This is a genomic window from Pseudomonas sp. RIT-To-2 (genome assembly GCF_029623465.1).
In the GTDB taxonomy this organism is placed as follows: Bacteria; Pseudomonadota; Gammaproteobacteria; order Pseudomonadales; family Pseudomonadaceae; genus Aquipseudomonas; species Aquipseudomonas silvicola.
Genome location: NZ_JAPYKM010000030.1, coordinates 48,299 through 69,825, shown reverse-complemented (window position 1 = coordinate 69,825; position 21,527 = coordinate 48,299). Strand labels below are relative to the sequence as shown.

Sequence of the window (21,527 nt, the reverse complement as noted above, 5' to 3'; positions counted from 1 at the left end):
CGCACGGCAAGCCTTGCCACCTTGAATGATGGCAAACGTTTGCAGATGAAGTTGGACCCAACGTTGACCCGGCACCTGAAAGTGCCCGGCATAAAAAAAAGAAAACCAAGGAGCTTCACCATGAACATAACAAGAAAGACCATGCTGGCCCTGTCCATCGGCAGCCTGTCTGCCATGGCCTTCGCCGAAGAAACCAGCCAGGCCTTCACGCCCACGGCGCTGAAGACCACCAGCGCCCAGGCCGAGGCCAATGGTTTTGTGGAGGACCAGAGCCTGTCCGGCTGGACACGCAACTGGTATGCACGCGAGCAGTCCAAGCGAGGGCCACAGTTCACTCATAGCAAGGACGGCAAACGGGAACCCATGAACAACCGTACCAACTGGTTGCAGGGCACCACCCTGAACTACACCTCAGGGTTCACCCAAGGTACCGTCGGCTTCGGCGTCGAGGCGGCGCTGTACAACGTGGTGGCCCTGGAGCGTGGCAGCGCCCGCACGGGTGGCCCCAATAACCGCACGCTGGCCGACAGCGACGGCGACACGGTCGGCCAGTGGAGCAAGCTGGGACTGGGCAACATCAAGGCGCGCGTATCCAACACTACCCTCACCCTGGGCCGCCAGGCGATGAACACGCCCATGGTAGCGACCATTGGCAACCGGGCCCTGCCTTCAAGCTTTGAAGGTGTGGCCATCGACAGCAAGGAATTCAACAACCTGTCATTTCAGGCCGGCACATTCGACCGCGTGTCGCCACGTACCGAGCAGAGCCTGAGCAAGTTCCGCACGGAATACGGCGCCACCGGGGTGGAAACCGACCGCGTCACCACCGCCGGCGCCAACTACCAGCCGTTCGAAAGCCTCACCACTACCCTGTTCGCCACCCAGGCCGATGATTTCTGGAACCAGTACTACTTTGGTGCCGAACACGTGCTGGGCGATAGCGCGGTGGTGAGCCTGACCACCGGCCTGAACTACTACAAAACCCGTGATACCGGTGCCCGCAAGATGGGCAGGATCGACAACGACACCGGCAGCCTCTCGCTGACCGCCACGCACCAGGCCCACAGCCTGACCCTGGCGTACCAGCAGGTAAACGGCAACGAGTACTTCGACTATCTGCATGAAACCAACGGCATCTTCCTGGCCAACTCCCTGCTGTCGGACTTCAACGGCCCGAACGAGAAGTCCTTCCAGGTGGCCTACGGCCTGAACATGGCCCAGTACGGCGTGCCCGGCTTGAAGTTCAATGCCTACACCGCCCGCGGCTGGGGCATCGACGGCACCCATTACACCGGCACCGCGTACGACGTGCGCAAGATGGACGGCGAGAGCCACTATGAATACGGCGTAGGCACCAGCTACGTGATTCAGAGCGGCGCCTTGAAAGACACCAGCGTGCGGGCGACCTACACCGCCCACCGCGCCAGTGCCAACCAGGCTGATGGCAGCCTGGACGAACTGCGGATCGTCACCACGATTCCGTTCAACATTCTTTAAGTAAACCGCTGCAAGCTGCAAGCAAAAGCCGTTCGCGGTGCTTGCAGCTTGAAGTTCAAAACCTGCAGCTCCCAGAGGGCATATATGAAAGCGCTACCCCTTCGTGCCGCCATCGCGGCAGCCTTGTTCAGCGTTGCCGTCGGCATTTCGGCCAAGCCCCTGGTGGTCTGTACCGAAGCCAGCCCAGAAGGTTTCGACATCGTCCAGTACACGGCGGCTACCACCGCCGACGCGTCGTCGGAAACCCTGTTCAACCGCCTGGCCAGCTTCAAGCCCGGCACCACCGACATCGAGCCGGACCTGGCTGAAAGCTGGGACATCAGCGCCGATGGCAAGACCTACACCTTTCACCTGCGCAAGGGCGTGAAGTTCCACACCACCGACTACTTCAAGCCCAGCCGCGACTTCAACGCCGATGACGTGCTGTGGAGCTTCGAACGCCAGCTCGACCCCAGGCACCCCTGGCACGACAAGGCCCCCATGGGCTTCCCGTACTTCGAAGCCATGGGCATGAAAGACCTGATCGACAGCATCGACAAGGTCGACGACTACACTGTCCGTTTCAACCTCAAGCGTCCCGAGTCGCCCTTCCTGAGGGACATGGCCATGGGCTTTGCGTCGATCTACTCCGCCGAATACGGCGACCAATTGCTCAAGGCCGGCAAGACCGGCGATATCAACAGCAAACCCATCGGTACCGGGCCGTTCATTCTGGTGCGCTACAACAAGGACGCGATGGTGCGCTACAAGGCCAACCCCGACTACTACAAGGGTGTGCCACCCAGCGAAGCGCTGGTGTTCGCCATCACCACCGACAGCAACGTACGCCTGCAGAAATTGCGCGCCAATGAATGCCAGGTCGCCGTGTACCCCAAGCCGGACGACATTCCCAGCATCAAGGCCGACCCGAACCTGCGCATCGACGAGATGGAAGCGCTGATGACCAGCTACGTGGCCATCAATACCTCGCACAAATACTTGGGGGATGTGCGCGTACGCCAGGCCATCGCCATGGCCCTGGACAAGCCCACCCTGGTCAAGACCCTGTTCGGCGAAGGTGGCGCCACCGAAGGCACCGGCCCCTACCCTCCGACCTTGCTGGGCTTCGACAAGACCATCGTTGACCCGCCCCATGACCTGGACAAGGCGCGGGCCCTGCTCAAGGAAGCCGGGGTGCCGACCGGCACTCGTTTCACCGTATTCGTGCGTAACGGTGGCGGCCCCACCAACCCCAACCCGACGCTCGCGGCCCAGTTGTTGCAAGCAGACCTTGCCAAGATCGGTCTCAACCTCGATATTCGCGTGTTCGAGTGGGGGGAAATGGTCAAGCGCCTGAAACAGGGCGAACACGATATGGCCTTCTACGGCTGGGCCGGCGACAACGGCGACCCCGACAATTTCCTCAGCCCCAACCTGAGCTGCGACGCAGCCACCAGCGGGGAAAACGCGGCACGGTGGTGCAACAAGGAGTTCGACAGTCTGCTAGCCCAGGCACGCGCCAGCAGCGACCCGACCGAACGCGCCCACGCGTACCAGCAAGCCCAGGCCATCTTCGCCCAGGACATTCCTTGGCTGAGCCTGGCTTACCCACGCTTATTCACTGCTTTGCGCAAAAACGTCGAGGGCTACCACATCAATCCCCTGACCAATAACAACTTCGCCACCACCCTGGTGAAGTAAAAAAGAAGAACACCTGCCCACACCCGTTATCGGGTCGTGGGCAGGCAATGCCGAACCGGCTGATGAGGTACCAATCAAGATGTTTAGTTTTATAGCCCGCCGTGTGGGATTGCTGATCCCGACCTTCTTCGGCATCACCTTGCTGACATTCGCGTTGATACGCCTGATTCCCGGCGACCCGGTGGAAGTGATGATGGGCGAGCGGCGTGTCGACCCTGAAATGCACGCCCAGGCCATGGAGCGCCTGGGCCTGAACAAACCACTGTATGCCCAGTACCTGGACTACATCGGCAACCTGGCCCACGGCAACCTGGGCGAATCGCTGCGTACCCGGGAAAGCGTGTGGCACGAGTTCCTGTCGCTGTTTCCGGCTACCCTGGAACTGTCCATCGCCGCGCTGATCTTCGCCGGTACCCTGGGGCTGCTGGCGGGGGTGATCGCGGCGCTCAAGCGCGGGTCACTGTTCGACCACGGGGTGATGGGCATCTCCCTGGCGGGCTATTCCATGCCGATCTTCTGGTGGGGCCTGATCCTGATCATGTTCTTCTCCGTCAGCCTGGGCTGGACACCGGTGTCCGGGCGCATCGACCTGCTGTATGACATCGAGCCCAAGACCGGCTTCATGCTCATCGACACCCTGCTCAGCGACGAACAGGGCTCATTCCTCGACGCCCTGCGCCACCTGATCCTGCCGGCCATCGTGCTGGGCACCATCCCGCTGGCGGTGATCGCGCGCATGACCCGCTCCTCGATGCTCGAAGTGCTGCGTGAAGACTACGTGCGCACCGCCCGCGCCAAAGGCCTGTCACCGGCCCGCGTGGTGTTCGTGCACGGCCTGCGCAACGCGCTGATTCCGGTACTGACCGTGTTTGGCCTGCAAGTGGGCACCCTGCTGGCAGGTGCCGTGCTGACCGAAACCATTTTTTCCTGGCCCGGCGTCGGCAAATGGCTGATCGAGGCCATTGGTGCCCGGGACTACCCTGTCGTGCAGAACGGCATCCTGTTGATCGCCTGCCTGGTGATCCTGGTCAACTTCGTGGTGGACATCCTCTACGGCCTGGCCAACCCACGCATCCGTCATCAGCGCTGAGGGCTCGAACATGACTAACCCAACCCCCGCGGTCGTTGTCGACCAAAGCCTGCTGTACCCCTCGCCGTACAAGGAGTTCTGGCAAGCGTTCGCCAAGAACAAGGGCGCCGTCGCCGGCCTGGCGTTCATGCTGTTGATCATCTTCTGTGCGCTGTTCGCGCCGTGGGTGGCGCCCCATGACCCCAGCGAGCAATTTCGTGACGCGCTGCTGACGCCGCCCGTGTGGCTGCAGGGCGGCCAATGGCAGTACCTGCTGGGTACCGACGAACTGGGCCGCGACCTGCTGTCACGGTTGATCCACGGTTCGCGCTTGTCGCTGCTGATCGGCCTGTCATCGGTGGTGATGTCGCTGATTCCGGGTATCTTCCTGGGCCTGGTGGCCGGGTTCTTCCCGCGTGTCATGGGGCCCGGCATCATGCGCCTGATGGACGTGATGCTGGCCCTGCCCTCGCTGCTGCTGGCCGTGGCCATCGTCGCCATCCTCGGCCCAGGCCTGATCAACACCGTGATCGCCATCGCCGTGGTGTCGCTGCCGTCCTACGTGCGCCTGACCCGCGCCGCGGTCATGGGCGAACTGAACCGCGACTACGTCACCGCCGCGCGTCTGGCCGGTGCCAGCCTGCCGCGCCTGATGTTCGTCACCGTGCTGCCCAACTGCATGGCGCCGCTGATCGTGCAGGCCACCCTGAGCTTCAGCTCGGCCATCCTCGACGCCGCCGCCCTGGGTTTCCTGGGCCTGGGCGTGCAGCCGCCCACCCCTGAGTGGGGCACCATGCTGGCCTCGGCCCGCGACTACATCGAACGTGCCTGGTGGGTGGTGAGCCTGCCTGGCCTGACCATTTTGCTCAGCGTGCTGGCAATCAACCTGATGGGCGACGGACTGCGCGATGCGCTGGACCCGAAACTCAAGAATGCCGCCTGAGGGAACGACCATGTCACTGTTGCAAATCAAGAATCTGAACGTGCGCTTTGGCGACGCCAAGGCCGTGCCCGTGGTCGACGGCCTGGACCTGTCCGTGGACAAGGGTGAAGTGCTGGCCATCGTCGGCGAATCCGGTTCCGGCAAGTCCGTGACCATGATGGCGCTGATGGGCCTGATCGATCACCCTGGCATCATCACCGCCGACGCCCTGGCGTTCGACGGCCGCGACATGCTCAAGCTCAGCGCCCGGCAGCGTCGCCAGGTGGTGGGCAAGGACCTGGCGATGATCTTCCAGGACCCCATGACCGCGCTCAACCCCAGCTACACCGTGGGCTTCCAGATCGAAGAAGTGCTGCGCCAGCACCTGGGCCTGTCCGGCAAGGCCGCGCGCCAGCGTGCCCTGGAACTGCTGAAGAAAGTGGAAATTCCCGGCGCCGAAAGCCGCCTGGACGCCTACCCGCACCAGTTGTCGGGGGGCATGAGCCAGCGCGTGGCAATCGCCATGGCCATCGCCGGCGAACCCAAGCTGCTGATCGCCGACGAACCCACTACCGCCCTGGACGTGACCATTCAGGCGCAGATCATGGAACTGCTGCTCAACCTGCAACGCGAGCAGAACATGGCGCTGATTCTGATCACCCACGACCTGGCCGTGGTCGCCGAGACCGCCCAGCGCGTGTGCGTGATGTACGCGGGCCAAGCAGTGGAAGTCGGCCAGGTGCCTCAGCTGTTCGACATTCCCGCCCACCCCTACACCGAAGCGCTGCTCAAGGCGATCCCCGAGCACAGCGAAGGCGCCGAGCGCCTGGCCACGCTGCCGGGCATCGTCCCTGGCCGCTACGACCGGCCTCAGGGCTGCCTGCTGTCGCCGCGCTGCCCCTACGTGCAGGACAGCTGCCGCGCCCAGCGCCCAGGCCTGGATCCCAAGGCCCACAGCCTTGCCCGTTGCTTCTACCCGTTGAACCAGGAGGTGGCTTGATGGCCGTCGTACTCACTGCCCGCGACCTCACCCGTCACTATGAAGTCTCCCGTGGCCTGTTCAAGGGCCACGCCCTGGTGCGCGCCCTCAACGGCGTATCGTTCGAACTCGAAGCCGGCAAGACCCTCGCCGTGGTCGGCGAATCCGGCTGTGGCAAATCTACCCTGGCCCGGGCCCTGACGCTGATCGAAGAGCCCACTGCCGGCTCGCTGAAAATAGCCGGCCAGGAAGTGCACGGCGCTACCAAGGCCGAGCGCAAGCAACTGCGCAAGGACGTGCAGATGGTCTTCCAGAGCCCCTATGCCTCGCTCAACCCACGGCAGAAGATCGGCGACCAACTGGGTGAACCGCTGCTGATCAACACCCACCTGAGCAAGGCCGAGCGCCGCGAGAAGGTCCAGGCGATGATGCAACAGGTGGGCTTGCGCCCCGAGCATTATCAGCGCTACCCGCACATGTTCTCCGGCGGCCAGCGCCAGCGCATCGCCCTGGCCCGCGCCATGATGCTGCAGCCCAAGGTGCTGGTGGCCGACGAACCGACCTCGGCACTGGACGTCTCCATCCAGGCCCAGGTGCTGAACCTGTTCATGGACCTGCAGAAGGAGTTCAACACCGCCTACGTGTTCATCTCCCACAACCTGGCCGTAGTACGCCACGTGGCTGATGACGTGCTGGTGATGTACCTCGGCCGCCCGGCAGAGATGGGCCCCAAGGAAGACATCTACAAGCGGCCCCTGCACCCGTACACCCAGGCGCTGTTGTCGGCCACCCCGACCATCCGGCCGGACCCGGCCAAGCCGAAGATCAAGATCGTCGGCGAACTGCCCAACCCGCTCAACCCTCCGTCGGGCTGCGCCTTCCATAAACGCTGCCCGCATGCCACCGAGCGTTGCGCCAGCGAGGTGCCCGAGCTGCGCCAGGTAGATACCCGCCAGGTGGCGTGCCACTATGCCGAGCAGTTCCTGAACTGACCCGGTAGCGTTGCCCTCTCGGTAGGAGCTGGGTCGCCAGGTCCTACCGCCGCTACTGTAAGATTTGACAGTAGCGGCGCTTCAAATCAGCGGCCGATACTGAGCGCCTTCATCACACAGAAGGCCATGACATGAACCGGATCGACCAGCTCAAAGTGGATCACTTGCCGCCAGGCGCAAGGTTCGTGTCGCTCTACAACGCCGCCCAACCCTACGCCCCCGACTCACCTGTCAACTATCTGATCGTGCGCAACGACTCAGATGAGTACAAGGCGCTGCTGGAACTCACGACGCTTGATCGCGAGCGAGATTTCGGTCCTGAACTACCCTGCTGGATTTCCCGCCCCATCCACAACGCAGCCGACCTGGGCTTTGAGCGAGCGGTGGTTTTCGATCATGAAGATGGCACAACTGCGCCGAAATGGGTGTGGGCCCCCTTTCAGGCCATGGGCGCGTTCAATGGCGCAGCCCACCCTTTTACCGCCACCCTGGCCGTGCCCACGCGCGCGGGTGAGGACTTCCTGGTCATGCTGCGGATGTGTTTCTTCGCGGCAGCCGCGTTGTCCGCGCGCCTCAATTGCCCGGAGATCAGAATCGTCGTCCCCGACCGCCACCTCACCGAGGCGGCCAGTGTGTTCGGGCGGGCAAAAACCGGCTATGAGGCACCGCCCAGTGGCCCCGAAGAGGATAGGCCGGCGTTTGCTCGCAATACCAACAACGTGGCCCCCATAGACTTTGGCCTGACGGAACGACAATACGAAGCCATTTATCAGTACTCCCAGAGCAGCTACTTCTATATCAACCGAGTGCTGCGAGCGGACGAGGTGGCTGACCCGGATTACGCTTATTTCCAGCCATCCATCGAGGCGATCAGCACAGGGCTCGACCAGTTGCGCAACTACCTCAGTGAACAGCGGGTCAATCGGAGCGTGGGCGATTTCCCTGGCATCTGGGATATCTACCAGGAAGGCCTGATCGCCCGCGAACTCGCCTACACCAGCACCACAAAGCGCACTCGACCGCCGTCGAGCAATGACCTCCGTATCCGCGGCACCCTGGGCAAGGACATCAGCGCCATCTCGTTTTTTCCGGCCGAAGAGGAAGTACTCTTCGATCACGACCTGCGCCACCTGGTGTTCTCGATCATCGAACGGCAGCCTCCTGGCCTTTACCGCGACATCGACTCCGACGAGTCACTGAGCAACAGTTTCTCCAGAAAAAGCTCACACCTGTAGGAGTCGCATCATGGTTAGCCTACCGCCTCCGTCGCTGGAGTCCATCAAAGCGCTGCTGCAAAGCCGCCCCACAGGAAATATACAGCTGCTGCTGGAACCCAAAGGCATCGATTTTTTCATTTGGACCGCACACAAGAGCGGATTCGTCGTGCCCTTCGACTGGATGACCGAGTACCCGGCCGGCCCCCCCTCACACCCGCACGACCTCGCCTCACTGTCGTTGGAACAACTGCATCTACTGTTGATCGCCCACATACGCAACGACAGGTTCAACGAGGGGCACCTGACGAAAATGTACCGCAGTGGGGATCTGAATCGGCTCCTTGATAGCCTGCAGGCGCGCGCGCTCGGCACCGGGTGATTTTCCCGCTAGGCTTGCTCCATCCCCCGACCCATGGAGCAAACCCATGACAGCGTGGCGCGGCATCAGCCTCTGGATGGACCAGCTGGAAGAACCTCTCAAGCCACGCCCCGCGCTGGAGCATGACCTGGACGTCGACGTGGTGATCATCGGCGCAGGCTACACCGGCCTGTGGACGGCCTATTACCTCAAACAACAGGCCCCTGGCCTGAACATAGCCATCCTCGAAGCGCAGACCGCCGGCTTCGGCGCCTCCGGCCGCAACGGCGGCTGGCTGATGGGCAACCTGCTCAACGACGATCGCCTATTGGCCAAACTGCCTGCCGAACAGCGACGGGCCTCGTTCGAATTGCTGCACGGTATCCCCGATGAGGTCGGCCAGGTGGCAGCCATCGAAGGCATTGACTGTCATTACCGCAAGGGTGGCGCGCTGTATTGCGCGGCCCGTTACCCTGAGCAGGAAACCAGCCAGCGCCAATACCTCGAACATCTGCACAAACTGGGGCTGAGTGACCAGGACTACCGCTGGCTGACCCCGGCGCAGGTCGCCGACCAGGTGCGCGTTGACCGCTGCTATGGCGCGATCTTCACGCCGCACATGGCGACCATTCAACCTGCGCGCTTGGCCCGTGGCCTTGCGCGCGCGGTGCAGCGCATGGGCGTGCGGCTATACGAGAACAGCCCTGTCACCGATTGGCAGCCCCGCCAGGTTCGCACGGCGAAGGCCACTGTGCGCAGCCACTGGGTGGTACCAGCCGTGGAAGGCTACAGCGCCAACCTGCCGCCCCTGGGCCGGTATCACTTGCCGGTACAGAGCCTGCTGGTGGCCACCGAGCCATTGAGCGACGCGCAATGGCAAGGCATCGGCCTGGAACACGGCCAGGCCTTCGGCGAAGCCAGCCGCCAAGTCACCTATGGCCAACGCTCCGCCGACGGCCGCCTGGTGTTCGGTGCCCGGGGTGGCTACCGTTTTGGCGGCCAACTGCGCCACGACTTCACCCTCAGCGACCAGGAAATCGGGCTGCGCCGCTACCTGTTCGGTGAACTGTTCCCGCAGCTCAAGGACGTGCGCATCACCCACGCCTGGGGCGGCAACCTGGGCATGGCCAGGCGCTTTCGCCCGCACATGCTCTGCGACCACGCCAGTGGCCTGGCGCTGGCCGGTGGCTACGGCGGCGAAGGCGTGGGGGCCAGCAACCTGGGCGGCCGCACCCTGGCGGCGCTGATACTGCAGCAGCACAACGAACTGGTGCGTCAACCCTGGGTAATGTGCACGGGCGGCCTGGCCAACCTGAAAGCCTGGGAGCCGGAACCGTGCCGCTGGCTGGGGTACAACGCCATCATCAAGAGCTTCGTCCATGAAGACCAGACACTCGCGAACCCCGCGGCCGCACCGTGGCGGCGGCAGCTGGCCAGCCGGTTGGCGGATGTGATGGAGGGGTTGATGCGGTGAGCCGCGAGCCGCCTCCATTCGCACTGTCGACAATTCCCGGGCTGGCGTATGCTTCAGCAGCCTCTTTCTCAAGGCTTGTCCCAATGCCGCTGAAGATCACCGCCACCCTGCTGCTTGCCCTCGTCGCCAGCGCCGCCCAAGCCGCGGACACGGTGCGCATCTACAACTGGTCGGAATACATCGCACCGGACACGTTGAAGAACTTCCAGGCCCAGACCGGCATCGTGCCGAGCTACGCGCTGTACGACAGCAACGAGGTGCTCAACGACAAGCTGGTGGCACGCAACTCCGGCTATGACGTGGTGTTTCCGTCCACGCACTTCATGGCGCATCAGGTGCAGGGCAAGCTGCTGATGGACCTGGACCGCAGCCAACTGCCCAACTGGGGCAACCTGAACCCGGTGCTGCTCAAGGTGCTGGAGGTCAACGACCCGGGCAACCGCCACGGTTTTCCTTACCTGTGGGGCAGCACGGGCATCGGCTACAACATCGACAAGGTCAAGGCGGCGCTGGGGCCCAACGCGCCAGTGGACTCCTGGGACCTGATCTTCAAGCCGGAAAACATCAGCAAGCTGAAAGCCTGCGGGGTAGCCTTCGTCAATAGCGGGCCGGAGCTACTGCCCATCACCTTGAATTACCTGGGCCTGCCCCCTCATAGCACCAACCCCGACGACTACCTGAAAGCTCAGACGCTGCTGATGAAGATTCGGCCCTATGTGGCTTACTTCGATACTGCGCGGTACATCGATGATCTCACCCAGGGCAAGGTCTGCGTGGTGGTGGGTTACAACGGCGACGTGCTGCAAGCGCAGACCAACGCCCGCCAGGCCAACAACGGTGTGAACATCGCTTACTCGGTCCCCAGGGAAGGCGCGCCGCTGTGGTTCGACATGGTCGCCATGCCCGCCGATGCTCCCGACGCGAAAGCCGGGTATGCCTTCATGAACTACCTGCTGGAGCCCAAGGTAATGGCGGGTATCAGCAACTACGTGCACTACGCCAACGCCAACGAAAAGGCCGATGCGTTGATCCTGCCGTCGTTGCGGGGCAACAGCCTGGTGTACCCGGATGAAGACACCATGAGCCGCCTGTTCCCGCTGGAGGCGATGCCTGCGGCGATCGACAAGGTGCGGCTGCAGGTGTGGAACAGGGTAATGGCCGGTGAGCAGGCGGCACAGGATTGATCCTCTGTAAAAACCCGCTTACTCCACGACCGGTGCACGCAGTTCATGGATCACCTCAAGGCAATACCCTACCGCTGGCGACACGTCCCCCACCCGCCGGCTGAGGATGATCGGTGAAGTCGCATTGGCCTCCTGCAACGGGCTATAGCCGATGTCATCGCGGTGCAGGATCTGCACCGACTCCGGCACCAGCGTGATGCCAATCCCCGCTCCCACCAGGCCAATCGCGGTCTGCAGTTCGTTGGTCCACTGCGCCACCTTGATGCTCAGGCCGTGGGCGGAAAACAGGGCCAGCACGTGGTCGGCGTAGCTGGGCCGTGGGTTGCCGGGGTAAAGCACGAACGGTTCGCGGGCGAGTTGCGCGAGGGAGGCCGTATGGCCGAGCAACGGGTGCCCGGCGGGCAGCACCGCGATCAGGCGGTCTTCGCGCAGAACCGTTTGCGTGATGGCTGGGTCATCAATGTGGATGCGGCCAAAACCCACGTCGATACGCCCGGCTTTGAGCGCCTCGACCTGCTGCACCGTGGTCATCTCTGACAGGCCCAATTCCAGCTCGATCTCGGCGTCGTCGCCCCGCAGACGGCGGATCATCTCGGGCAAAACGCCATAGAGCGTGGAGGGCGCGAAGCCGATACCCATCCAGGTTTTCTTGCCCTGCCCGATGCGCCGAGTGTTCTCACACAGGCTGTCGAGTTGATGCAGCAAGGCACTGCTGTGCTCGAAAAAATACCGCCCTGCTTCGGTCAGACGCAGCGGGCGGGCACGCTCCAGCAAACCGACCCCCAACTCATCTTCCAACTGCTGGATCTGCCGGCTCAGGGGTGGCTGGGCAATGTGCAGGCGCTCGGCGGCGCGCGTGAAGTTCAACGTCTGGGCCAGTACCTGAAAATAGCGCAGATGCCTGAGTTCCATAATCACCTCCGTGTTTGACGATACCCTGAGGGTATAAAACCAGACTCATTCTATATTGGATTCAACGCTTGCAGCGGATCACTATCGGGCTATACAAGAACACAACCTGACGGGTATCGAAATGAGTCATCCCACCATCGAGTCGCTGGAGACGATCATCGTCGACCTGCCGACCATTCGCCCGCACAAACTGGCCATGCACACCATGCAAAACCAGACGCTGGTGTTGCTGCGCCTGCGCTGCAGCGACGGCGTGGAAGGCATTGGCGAGTCCACCACCATCGGTGGCCTGAGCTACGGCAACGAAAGCCCTGAAAGCATCAAGGTCAACATCGACGCCCATTTCGCACCTTTGCTCATCGGCCAGCCCGCCGACAACGTCAACGCCGCCATGCAGCGCATCGAACGTAGCGTGCGCGGCAACACCTTCGCCAAATCCGGTATCGAAAGCGCCTTGCTGGACGCACAGGGCAAACGCCGCGGACTGGCCGTGAGCGAATTGCTGGGCGGGCGCCTGCGCGACAGCCTGCCAGTAGCCTGGACCCTGGCCAGTGGCGACACCGCGCGTGATATCGCCGAAGCGGAAAAAATGCTCGATGTGCGCCGCCACCGCATCTTCAAATTGAAGATCGGTGCCGGCGAGGTCAACAAGGACCTGGCCCACGTGATCGCCATCAAGAAAGCCGTGGGCGAGCGCGCCAGCGTGCGGGTGGACGTCAACCAGGCCTGGGACGAAGCAGTGGCCCTGCGGGCCTGCCGCATACTCGGTGACAACGGCATCGACCTGGTCGAGCAGCCGATCTCCCGCCACAATGCCTTGGGCATGGCACGGCTGAGCGCCAGCAGCCCGATTCCGATCATGGCCGACGAAGCCATTGAATCAGTAGAAGACGCGTTCAACCTGGCCCGCATCGGCGCCGGTACCATTTTCGCCCTGAAAATCGCCAAGACCGGTGGCCCCCGCGCGGCGCTGCGGGCTGCCGCCATCGCCGACGCGGCGGGTATCGGCCTGTATGGCGGTACCATGCTCGAAGGCGGCATCGGTACGCTGGCCTCGGCGCAGGCCTTTGTCACCTTGCCGAAAATGGCCTGGGACACCGAGCTGTTCGGCCCGTTGCTGCTGACCGAGGACATCCTCGCCAACCCGCCGGTTTACCGCGACTTTCACCTGCATGTTCCCAACACCCCCGGCCTTGGGCTGGAACTGGATGAAGACCGCGTGGCCTTCTTCCGTCGTGACAAGACCACCACGGCTTACAGCCACAGCTAAGGAGAAGCCCGCCATGCTGTTCCACGTGAAGATGACCGTGAACCTGCCGCCCGACATGGACCCGGCCAAGGCCACTGCCTTGAAGGCCGATGAGAAGGAACTGGCCCAGCGCCTGCAACGCGAAGGCAAATGGCGCCACCTGTGGCGTATCGCCGGGCTATACGCCAATTACAGCGTGTTCGACGTGGACAGTGTCCAGGAGCTGCACGACCTGCTGATGCAATTGCCGCTTTACCCCTACATGAAGATCGAACTGGATGCGATGTGCCGTCATCCTTCCTCGATTCACCAAAACGATCGCTGAAAAGACCTGAATCAACCGCATTGCCTAATAACTACAAGATGAGGCTACACCCATGAATATCAAAATCTCGCAAACCGAATCGGTACAGCAGTTCTTCAAGCAAGCCACCGGGGCGTTCAACGATGCTGGCAACGCCAGGTCCAAAACCCTGATACACCGCATTGTCACCGACGCGGTGAAGATCATCGAAGAACTGGACGTCACGCCAGAAGAGTTCTGGAAGGCAGTCAACTACGTCAACGTGCTGGGTTCCCACCAGGAAGCCGGACTGCTGATGGCAGGCCTTGGCCTGGAGCATTACATGGACCTGCAACTGGACGCCCAGGACGAGGCGGCCGGGCAACTGGGCGGTACACCGCGCACCATCGAAGGCCCGCTGTACGTGGCCGGCGCGCCTCTGGTCCAGCACCAGGCGCGACTGGACGACGGCACCGACCCGGGCACCCTGCTGTTCATGCAGGGCCAGGTCACCGACACCGACGGCAAGCCACTGGCAGCCGCCATCGTCGACGTGTGGCATGCCAACACCGGCGGTACCTACTCCTATTTCGACCCGTCCCAATCGGAGTTCAACCTGCGTCGCCGCATCGAGACGGATAGCGAGGGGCGCTATCGCTTCCGCAGCATCGTGCCCTCGGGCTACGGGGTACCACCCACCGGCCCGACCCAGCAACTGCTCGATGAGTTGGGCCGCCACGGCCAGCGCCCGGCGCACATCCACTTCTTCATCTCGGCGCCGGGCCACCGGCACCTGACCACCCAGATCAACCTGGCTGGCGACCCGTACCTGTATGAGGACTTCGCCCACGCCACGCGGGATGGGCTGATTGCTGAAATCCATTTCAGTGAAGACCAGGCCCGCGCGCAGCAGCACGGCGTGACGGGCAAGTTTGCCGAAATCGATTTTGACTTCACCTTGCAGCCTACCGAGATACCCAAGGCAGACCAGCGGCCACCGCGGGTTCGCGCTCTGGAGGTCTGAGGCCAGGCCGCTACGGGGCTTGAACGCACATACCGGATAAAAGAAGGGCAGCCCGTGGGCTGCCCTTCTTTTATCCTTAGTGGTGCTCCCGCGTAGCGCGGAATTTCACGTCCGGCCAGCGCTCTTCCATCAGCGCCAGGTTGACCCGGGTAGGCGCCAGGTAGGTCAGGTGACCACCGCCGTCCACCGCGATGTTCTCCACAGCCTTGTTCTTGAATTCTTCGAGTTTCTTCTTGTCGGCGCACTCGATCCAGCGCGCCGACCAGACAGTGATCGGCTCGTAGGAGCACTCCACCTTGTACTCTTCCTTCAGGCGGCTGGCGACCACGTCGAACTGCAGCACGCCCACGGCGCCGAGGATGATGTCGTTGCTGCGCTCGGGGAAGAACACCTGAGTGGCGCCTTCCTCGGCCAACTGCTGCAAGCCTTGGCGCAACTGCTTGGACTTGAGCGGGTCGCGCAGGCGCACACGGCGGAACAGCTCCGGCGCAAAATGCGGGATACCGGTGAAACCCAGAACTTCGCCTTCGGTGAAGGTGTCGCCGATCTGGATGGTGCCGTGGTTGTGCAGGCCAATGATGTCGCCGGCAAAAGCCTCTTCCAGTTGCTCACGCTCGGAGGAGAAGAAGGTCAGCGCATCGCCGATGCGCAGGTCCTTGCCAGTGCGTACATGGCGCATTTTCATGCCCTTCTCGTACTTGCCCGAGCAGATGCGCATGAAGGCGATGCGGTCGCGGTGCTTGGGGTCCATGTTCGCCTGGATCTTGAACACGAAGCCACTGAACTTCTCTTCCACCGGCTCCACGGTACGCTCGTGGGCAACCCGCGCCAACGGGCGCGGGGCCCAGTCGACAACAGCGTCGAGCACGTGGTCCACACCGAAGTTGCCCAGTGCGGTACCGAAGAACACCGGGGTCAACTGGCCATTCATGAACTCGTCCTGGTCGAACTCGTGGCAGGCGCCCTGCACCAGTTCCAGTTGTTCCAGGAAACGCTCGTACTCGTCACCCAGGTGCGCGCGGGCCTCGTCGGAGTCCAGCTTCTCGATGATCTTCACCTCGGTACGCTCGTGGCCGTGGCCCGGGGTGTAGACAATGATGTAGTCGCCAGCCAGGTGGTACACGCCCTTGAAATCACGGTAGCAACCGATCGGCCAGGTGATCGGCGCAGCCTTGATCTTCAGGACCGCTTCGATCTCGTCGAGCAGCTCGATAGGGTCGCGGATGTCACGGTCCAGTTTGTTGATGAAACTGACGATAGGCGTGTCGCGCAGGCGGCAGACGTCCATCAGGGCGATGGTCCGTGGCTCTACGCCCTTGCCGCCGTCGAGCACCATCAAGGCCGAGTCCACCGCGGTCAGGGTGCGGTAGGTGTCTTCCGAGAAGTCTTCGTGACCGGGGGTATCGAGCAGGTTGACCATGTGGTCGCGATACGGGAACTGCATCACCGAGGTGGTGATGGAGATGCCGCGCTGCTTCTCCATCTCCATCCAGTCGGACGTGGCGTGACGGTCGGATTTACGCGACTTCACGGTACCGGCCACGGCAATGGCCTTGCCCATCAGCAAGAGTTTCTCGGTGATGGTGGTTTTACCGGCGTCCGGGTGGGAAATGATGGCGAAAGTGCGGCGTTTCGCGACTTCGGCGGCCTGTTGGGTCATGGGAAATCGCCTGCGAGGTGATTCAAAAAAGGGCGCAGATTATAGCTGAACCCGAGGCGAGCTGAAACCATGCGTCCACCTCGCCCGTCGCCGCCTTGTCAGGATGTGGCCAAAGCCGCCTGGGGCGCCTTCTGCGTCACGGCCTGCGGGCGGTACAACATCACATAGTAGGTACCCAGGCAGATCAGCCAGCAGAAAATCGCCGCCCAGACGTTATGGGAGAGGAAATGCGCGCCCTGGATCATGCGCCCCACCGAAAACACCGTGCCCAGGCCAAACGCGAAGATCAAGCCTGCGCGGGCCATGCGCGGGCGGCGGTCACGCAGCACGAAGAACAGCGAGAACAGGGTAAAACCAGTGGCGGCATGGCCGCCCGGCCAGCAACGGCCTGGGTCGGCGGTGGCCGGCCGGTGCTCGAACAGCTTGCTGTAGGTTTGCTGGCCACCGAATTCGGTCAGGCTCCAGGGGCATTGCACGCCCGTCAACGTCTTCACCGGGCTGGTGTAGCTGGTGGATAGCGTCATGGCCACCACCAGGCAGGCCAGCTCGCGACGGATCGGCAACAGACGCTCGACCACGAAACTGGCCAGGTAACCCAGGCCGCCCAACACCCCAATGGCGATCACCAGGCGCTTGGCCTGGTCATGCAGCACGGTTTCCAGCAGGTAGCTGTGCTTGCCGGTGAACGCGTGCTCCACCGGGCTGTAAAACAGCTTTTCGATGTCCATGTCGATAGTGGTCAATTCCAGCAGGCACAGCGCGATGGCGATGACGGCAGGAATGCCCAGGCCTATCCAGAGGTTCAGCGGGCGTGAAACGGGGCGTGGCGCAATTGTTGGCATCAGGGGTTCCACGGTTGACGGGAATGGCACCTCGATGCGTGAAGGCGGTGAGGTCCGAAGGGTACGGGTGTACCGCAGGATGGACCCGCGCCTGTCACCTGCCTGTCAACGACAGGTTAAAATTTCGTCAAAAAAACCGCCGCAGTATAGCTGCGGTTTCCTGACCGGCCAGCCCGCTGGGGCAATTAAGGGTGGCCAAATGCTGCCGCAGATGGGAACCTTTTAATACGTGGAGGCGTCCACTCCCCTGATATGACCGTTCGTCAGGGTGCTGAAACACCGCAACAGCTGCCTGACGAGGCTGCGCTTATGGCACGTACCGGCCCTGTCTTCACAGCCCGCCGAACGTGCTGCTTCTCGCGAACCCACCGTTGACCGCCAGGAATGGCCGGTTGCCACTGACGGTGTGTGCGCCGACTGAAAAAAGGAGTCCGCCTGTGGCTATTCGCTATGGCAAAGGGCTGATGGGGTGCGCGGCAGTCGTCGTCATCCTGGCCCTGCTGATCCACTGGATCGGCATCAGTACCATCGAGCAATACCGTGAAGATTTACTGTTTTACCTGCAAGCGCATCTGATACTGGTGGTGGCCTCCATGGCCGCAGCACTGGTGGTGGGGATTCCCGCGGGCATTGCCCTCAGCCGACCGAACATGGTTGGCCGCGCCGAACGTTTCATGCAGATCTTCAACATCGGTAACACCGTCCCTCCCCTGGCCGTACTGGCCATCGCCCTGGGCATACTTGGCATCGGCAGCGGCCCGGCCATCTTCGCCCTGTTCCTCGCGTCACTGTTGCCCATCGTGCGCAACACCTACGAAGGCCTGAAAAACGTTCAGGGCTCCCTCAAGGAAGCGGCCGTCGGCATCGGCATGACTCCGCGCCAGGTGCTGTTCCAGGTCGAGTTGCCCAACGCGGTGCCCATCATCATCGGTGGCGTGCGCGTGGCCCTGGCCATCAACGTCGGTACAGCCCCCCTGTCATTCCTGATCGGTGCCAACAGCCTGGGCAGCCTGATCTTCCCCGGCATCGCCCTGAACAATCAGCCGCAACTGCTGCTGGGCGCCGCGTGCACCGCGCTGCTGGCGCTGTTGCTCGACGGCCTGGTGTCGATGGCCAGCCGCCTGTGGCTGGAACGTGGTCTGACTCGCTGAGCGAAGGAACCTACATGAAAGTATCAAGCATGCTGCTGGGCCTGGCCCTGCTGTGCGCGGGCGTCGCCAACGCCGCGGAAAAACCGGTGATCCGCCTCGGCGCCCGGGTGTTCACCGAACAGTCGGTGCTGGCCGCCATCACCGCGCAATACCTCAACACCAAAGGCTACAACGTCCAGGTCACCAGTGGTCTGGGCAGCAACCTGGCGCGCAGTGCCCAGGAAACCAACCAGTTGGACATGGTGTGGGAATACACCGGCGTGTCGCTGGTGGCCTACAACCACGTCGACGAGAAACTCGACAGCGCCGCCACCTACCAGCGGGTCAAGGAGCTCGACGCGAAGAAAGGCCTGGTATGGCTCGCCCCGTCCAGGTTCAGCAACACCTACGCCTTGGCCTTGCCGGAAAAGATCGCCAAGGCCTACCCGCAGGTCAACACCATCACCCAGCTCAACCAGGTGCTGATGGACGAACCGAACAAAGGCCACGTGCTGGCCCTGGACACCGAGTTCGCCAACCGCTCCGACGGGCTGGTGGGCCTGACCAAAACCTATGACCTGAAATTCACCCGCCCCGACATCCGCCAGATGGATGCCGGCCTGGTCTATACCGCGCTGCGCAACGGCCAGGTGTTCACGGGGCTGGTGTACACCACCGACGGGCGCCTGAACGCCTTCCATCTCAAGCTGCTGGAAGACGACAAGCACTATTTTCCCGACTACACGGCCGCCCCCGTGGTGCGCCAGGACTTCCTCGACAAGCACCCTGACCTGGCCGCCGACCTCAAGCCGCTGGCCGAGCTGCTGGACGACGAAACCATGCGCCAGCTCAATGCCAAGGTCGACGTGGACCACCTGAGCCCCACGGTAGTGGCCGACCAGTTCCTGCGTGACCACCCCGTTCCTGCGGCCGCGAAGGAGCAACCATGAATTTCCTCGATACCTTCTCCCTGCTGGACTGGTCGCAGGTCATGCACCTGACCGGCCAGCACATCGCCCTGGTCGGCGTGGCCGTGAGCCTGGCCATTCTGGTGGGTGTGCCCCTGGGCATCGTCATGACCCGCTTCCCGGCCGCCGCCGGCGTCATGCAGGCCAGCGCCACGGTGCTGCTGACTATTCCGTCCATCGCCCTGTTCGGCCTGTTGCTGCCCTTCTATTCGAAGTTCGGCCAGGGGCTGGGGCCGTTGCCTGCCATTACCGCGGTGTTCCTCTACTCGTTGCTGCCCATCATGCGCAACACCTACCTGGCGCTGACCGGCGTGGAGCCTGGCATTCGTGAAGCCGCCCGCGGTATCGGCATGACGTTCGGCCAGCGCCTGCGCATGGTCGAATTGCCCATTGCCGTACCGGTGATCCTGGCGGGCGTGCGCACCGCCGTGGTCATGAACATCGGCGTCATGACCATCGCCGCCACCATCGGCGCCGGTGGCCTGGGCGTTCTCATCCTCACCTCCATCAGCCGCAGCGACATGTCGATGCTCATCGTCGGCGCCGTGCTGGTGAGCGTCCTGGCAATCATCGCCGACCTCGCCCTGCAATGGCTGCAACGCGCCCTGACTCCCAAAGGATTACTCAAATGATCGAACTTCAGAACCTGACCAAGACTTTCAACAGCAACGGCAAAGACGTCAAGGCCGTGGACTCCGTGAGCCTGACCGTCAACGAAGGCGAGATCTGCGTGTTCCTGGGCCCATCGGGCTGCGGCAAGAGCACCACGCTGAAAATGATCAACCGCCTGATCATGCCTACCTCGGGCAAGGTGCTGATCAACGGCGAAGACACCACGGGCCTGGACGAGGTGACCCTGCGCCGCAACATCGGCTACGTGATCCAGCAGATCGGCCTGTTCCCCAACATGACCATCGAGGAAAACATCACCGTGGTGCCACGCCTGCTGGGCTGGGACAAGCAGAAATGCCACGAACGGGCCCGCGAGCTGATGAGCATGATCAAGCTCGAACCCAAGCAGTACCTGCACCGCTACCCGCGCGAGCTATCGGGCGGCCAGCAACAGCGTATCGGCGTGATCCGCGCCCTGGCGGCCGATGCGCCGCTGCTGCTGATGGACGAACCATTCGGCGCCGTGGACCCGATCAACCGCGAGATGATCCAGAACGAATTCTTCGAGATGCAGCGGGCGTTGAACAAGACCGTGATCATGGTCAGCCACGACATCGACGAAGCCATCAAGCTGGGTGACAAGATCGCCATCTTCCGCGCCGGCAAGCTGCTGCAGATCGACCACCCCGACACCCTGCTGGCGCACCCGGTGGATGATTTCGTCAGCAACTTCGTGGGCCAGGACAGTACCCTCAAGCGCCTGTTGCTGGTGAAAGCCGAAGACGCCGCCGACAACGCACCGTCCGTCAGCCCGGAAACCCCGGTGGCCGATGCCCTGGAGCTGATGGACGAGCACGACCGCCGCTACGTGGTCATGACCGACGCACAGAACAAGGCCATGGGCTACGTGCGCCGCCGCGACCTGCACCGCCAGCAGGGCACCTGCCACGACTACCTGCGCCCGTTCAACGCCACCGCCGCCTACGACGAACACCTGCGCATCCTGCTGTCGCGCATGTACGAGTTCAACCGCGCGTGGCTGCCGGTGCTGGACGCGGAGAATGTGTTCCTGGGTGAGGTGACACAGGAGTCCATTGCCGCGTACCTGAGTTCAGGGCGTTCGCGGGGCATGAAAACCAACATCGTGTCGCCGGCGGAATTGGTTGAACAGACCACCGTCGCATGAACCAGTGGGGCGTGCGCGATCCAGATGGGGGGAACATCAGCCTGTCATGCAGGTCGGTTATCAAGGGTGTACCCAAGGCTCAGCGACGAACGCGTGTAAAAACGCGACATTTTTTGTTGATCTTGAGCCCCTCACGTCCTAAAGTTCGCGCCGACCGTCCATGCTGGAAACGATCCATCCGGCTCAAGTACTGACGACGAGACAGCAAGGCCATGAGGAAGCATGCTTCCAGTGGCCTTTTTGCTTTCGGCGACATGCCTTGGGAAGTAGGCGAACCAAAGTGGGGATA

General features: G+C 62.6%; 20 protein-coding genes. 17 read left to right on the top strand and 3 right to left on the bottom strand.

Translation table 11 applies throughout. The features are described from left to right. The first annotated feature begins 120 nt into the window (after positions 1–120). The 10 genes from QBK88_RS22820 to QBK88_RS22775 all read left to right on the top strand — a co-directional run bounded on the left by QBK88_RS22820 (position 121) and on the right by QBK88_RS22775 (position 11,372). Positions 121–1,497, top strand: coding sequence for an OprD family porin (locus tag QBK88_RS22820; RefSeq protein ID WP_277963808.1), 1,377 nt, complete (start codon positions 121–123; stop codon positions 1,495–1,497). A gap of 84 nt (positions 1,498–1,581) precedes the next feature. After that, positions 1,582–3,177, top strand: coding sequence for an ABC transporter substrate-binding protein (locus QBK88_RS22815; protein ID WP_277963807.1), 1,596 nt, complete (start codon positions 1,582–1,584; stop codon positions 3,175–3,177). 79 nt (positions 3,178–3,256) lie between these two features. Beyond that, positions 3,257–4,267: an ABC transporter permease subunit gene (locus QBK88_RS22810; RefSeq protein WP_158155126.1), complete on the top strand. Its 1,011-nt coding sequence runs from the start codon at positions 3,257–3,259 to the stop codon at positions 4,265–4,267. Positions 4,268–4,277: 10 nt separating this feature from the next. Then, positions 4,278–5,189, top strand: a complete 912-nt coding sequence (locus QBK88_RS22805; protein WP_277963806.1) for an ABC transporter permease subunit — start codon at positions 4,278–4,280, stop codon at positions 5,187–5,189. A gap of 10 nt (positions 5,190–5,199) precedes the next feature. Further along, entirely contained in the window at positions 5,200–6,168 is a 969-nt protein-coding gene (locus tag QBK88_RS22800) for an ABC transporter ATP-binding protein (RefSeq protein WP_158155122.1), read from the top strand. After that, positions 6,168–7,139, top strand: a complete 972-nt coding sequence (locus QBK88_RS22795) for a peptide ABC transporter ATP-binding protein (RefSeq protein WP_277963805.1) — start codon at positions 6,168–6,170, stop codon at positions 7,137–7,139. The genes QBK88_RS22800 and QBK88_RS22795 overlap by 1 nt, the downstream gene beginning before the upstream one ends. A gap of 131 nt (positions 7,140–7,270) precedes the next feature. Continuing rightward, positions 7,271–8,374, top strand: a complete 1,104-nt coding sequence (locus QBK88_RS22790) for an ADP-ribosyltransferase (protein ID WP_277963804.1) — start codon at positions 7,271–7,273, stop codon at positions 8,372–8,374. Between the two features lie 10 nt (positions 8,375–8,384). Beyond that, positions 8,385–8,735, top strand: coding sequence for a DUF6508 domain-containing protein (locus tag QBK88_RS22785; protein ID WP_277963803.1), 351 nt, complete (start codon positions 8,385–8,387; stop codon positions 8,733–8,735). A gap of 46 nt (positions 8,736–8,781) precedes the next feature. Further along, entirely contained in the window at positions 8,782–10,188 is a 1,407-nt protein-coding gene (locus QBK88_RS22780; protein WP_277963802.1) for an FAD-dependent oxidoreductase, read from the top strand. Positions 10,189–10,271: 83 nt separating this feature from the next. Continuing rightward, a complete protein-coding gene (locus tag QBK88_RS22775) occupies positions 10,272–11,372 on the top strand; it encodes a polyamine ABC transporter substrate-binding protein (protein WP_277963801.1) in 1,101 nt (366 codons plus the stop codon). A gap of 18 nt (positions 11,373–11,390) precedes the next feature. Here QBK88_RS22775 and QBK88_RS22770 read toward each other — a convergent pair whose 3' ends face one another. After that, positions 11,391–12,284 (bottom strand): LysR family transcriptional regulator, encoded by an 894-nt coding sequence (locus tag QBK88_RS22770; RefSeq protein WP_277963800.1) that lies wholly within the window; start codon positions 12,282–12,284, stop codon positions 11,391–11,393. Positions 12,285–12,405: 121 nt separating this feature from the next. Between QBK88_RS22770 and QBK88_RS22765 the strand changes: the two genes are divergently transcribed. From QBK88_RS22765 to catA, 3 genes are read left to right on the top strand one after another with little or no spacing between them, the layout of a single operon-like run. Beyond that, positions 12,406–13,554, top strand: coding sequence for a muconate cycloisomerase family protein (locus QBK88_RS22765; protein WP_268148368.1), 1,149 nt, complete (start codon positions 12,406–12,408; stop codon positions 13,552–13,554). Between the two features lie 13 nt (positions 13,555–13,567). Continuing rightward, positions 13,568–13,858, top strand: coding sequence for a muconolactone Delta-isomerase (gene catC / locus QBK88_RS22760; RefSeq protein WP_277963799.1), 291 nt, complete (start codon positions 13,568–13,570; stop codon positions 13,856–13,858). A gap of 52 nt (positions 13,859–13,910) precedes the next feature. Further along, a complete protein-coding gene (gene catA / locus QBK88_RS22755; protein ID WP_277963798.1) occupies positions 13,911–14,840 on the top strand; it encodes a catechol 1,2-dioxygenase in 930 nt (309 codons plus the stop codon). A gap of 76 nt (positions 14,841–14,916) precedes the next feature. On the opposite strand, the gene QBK88_RS22750 is transcribed toward catA, so the two are convergent. Both QBK88_RS22750 and QBK88_RS22745 read right to left on the bottom strand, forming a co-directional pair. Beyond that, positions 14,917–16,500: a peptide chain release factor 3 gene (locus QBK88_RS22750; RefSeq protein WP_268148364.1), complete on the bottom strand. Its 1,584-nt coding sequence runs from the start codon at positions 16,498–16,500 to the stop codon at positions 14,917–14,919. Between the two features lie 98 nt (positions 16,501–16,598). Then, positions 16,599–17,345, bottom strand: coding sequence for a phosphatase PAP2 family protein (locus QBK88_RS22745; protein ID WP_277963817.1), 747 nt, complete (start codon positions 17,343–17,345; stop codon positions 16,599–16,601). A 461-nt stretch (positions 17,346–17,806) separates the two neighbouring features. On the opposite strand from QBK88_RS22745, the gene QBK88_RS22740 reads away from it, so the two are divergent. The 4 genes from QBK88_RS22740 to QBK88_RS22725 are packed head-to-tail and all read left to right on the top strand — an operon-like array spanning position 17,807 to position 21,238. Next, the gene (locus QBK88_RS22740) at positions 17,807–18,493 is read left to right on the top strand and encodes an ABC transporter permease (protein ID WP_277963816.1); all 687 of its coding nucleotides are present in this window, start codon (positions 17,807–17,809) and stop codon (positions 18,491–18,493) included. Between the two features lie 14 nt (positions 18,494–18,507). After that, a complete protein-coding gene (locus QBK88_RS22735; protein WP_268148362.1) occupies positions 18,508–19,422 on the top strand; it encodes a glycine betaine ABC transporter substrate-binding protein in 915 nt (304 codons plus the stop codon). Further along, a complete protein-coding gene (locus QBK88_RS22730) occupies positions 19,419–20,072 on the top strand; it encodes an ABC transporter permease (RefSeq protein WP_268148360.1) in 654 nt (217 codons plus the stop codon). Before QBK88_RS22735 ends, QBK88_RS22730 begins: the two co-directional genes overlap by 4 nt. Then, positions 20,069–21,238: an ABC transporter ATP-binding protein gene (locus tag QBK88_RS22725; protein ID WP_277963797.1), complete on the top strand. Its 1,170-nt coding sequence runs from the start codon at positions 20,069–20,071 to the stop codon at positions 21,236–21,238. Before QBK88_RS22730 ends, QBK88_RS22725 begins: the two co-directional genes overlap by 4 nt. Positions 21,239–21,527: the final 289 nt, after the last annotated feature.

What these genes read in the sequence shown, in the direction of transcription:
- QBK88_RS22775 (WP_277963801.1), top strand. Translation starts at nt 10,272, where the DNA reads ATGCCGCTGAAGATCACCGCCACCCTGCTGCTTGCCCTCGTCGCCAGC.
- QBK88_RS22740 (WP_277963816.1), top strand. Translation starts at nt 17,807, where the DNA reads ATGGGGTGCGCGGCAGTCGTCGTCATCCTGGCCCTGCTGATCCACTGG.
- QBK88_RS22750 (WP_268148364.1), bottom strand. Translation starts at nt 16,500, where the DNA reads ATGACCCAACAGGCCGCCGAAGTCGCGAAACGCCGCACTTTCGCCATC.
- QBK88_RS22790 (WP_277963804.1), top strand. Translation starts at nt 7,271, where the DNA reads ATGAACCGGATCGACCAGCTCAAAGTGGATCACTTGCCGCCAGGCGCA.
- QBK88_RS22815 (WP_277963807.1), top strand. Translation starts at nt 1,582, where the DNA reads ATGAAAGCGCTACCCCTTCGTGCCGCCATCGCGGCAGCCTTGTTCAGC.
- QBK88_RS22810 (WP_158155126.1), top strand. Translation starts at nt 3,257, where the DNA reads ATGTTTAGTTTTATAGCCCGCCGTGTGGGATTGCTGATCCCGACCTTC.
- catC (WP_277963799.1), top strand. Translation starts at nt 13,568, where the DNA reads ATGCTGTTCCACGTGAAGATGACCGTGAACCTGCCGCCCGACATGGAC.
- QBK88_RS22770 (WP_277963800.1), bottom strand. Translation starts at nt 12,284, where the DNA reads ATGGAACTCAGGCATCTGCGCTATTTTCAGGTACTGGCCCAGACGTTG.
- catA (WP_277963798.1), top strand. Translation starts at nt 13,911, where the DNA reads ATGAATATCAAAATCTCGCAAACCGAATCGGTACAGCAGTTCTTCAAG.
- QBK88_RS22800 (WP_158155122.1), top strand. Translation starts at nt 5,200, where the DNA reads ATGTCACTGTTGCAAATCAAGAATCTGAACGTGCGCTTTGGCGACGCC.
- QBK88_RS22735 (WP_268148362.1), top strand. Translation starts at nt 18,508, where the DNA reads ATGAAAGTATCAAGCATGCTGCTGGGCCTGGCCCTGCTGTGCGCGGGC.
- QBK88_RS22820 (WP_277963808.1), top strand. Translation starts at nt 121, where the DNA reads ATGAACATAACAAGAAAGACCATGCTGGCCCTGTCCATCGGCAGCCTG.
- QBK88_RS22805 (WP_277963806.1), top strand. Translation starts at nt 4,278, where the DNA reads ATGACTAACCCAACCCCCGCGGTCGTTGTCGACCAAAGCCTGCTGTAC.
- QBK88_RS22725 (WP_277963797.1), top strand. Translation starts at nt 20,069, where the DNA reads ATGATCGAACTTCAGAACCTGACCAAGACTTTCAACAGCAACGGCAAA.
- QBK88_RS22785 (WP_277963803.1), top strand. Translation starts at nt 8,385, where the DNA reads ATGGTTAGCCTACCGCCTCCGTCGCTGGAGTCCATCAAAGCGCTGCTG.
- QBK88_RS22795 (WP_277963805.1), top strand. Translation starts at nt 6,168, where the DNA reads ATGGCCGTCGTACTCACTGCCCGCGACCTCACCCGTCACTATGAAGTC.
- QBK88_RS22765 (WP_268148368.1), top strand. Translation starts at nt 12,406, where the DNA reads ATGAGTCATCCCACCATCGAGTCGCTGGAGACGATCATCGTCGACCTG.
- QBK88_RS22780 (WP_277963802.1), top strand. Translation starts at nt 8,782, where the DNA reads ATGACAGCGTGGCGCGGCATCAGCCTCTGGATGGACCAGCTGGAAGAA.
- QBK88_RS22730 (WP_268148360.1), top strand. Translation starts at nt 19,419, where the DNA reads ATGAATTTCCTCGATACCTTCTCCCTGCTGGACTGGTCGCAGGTCATG.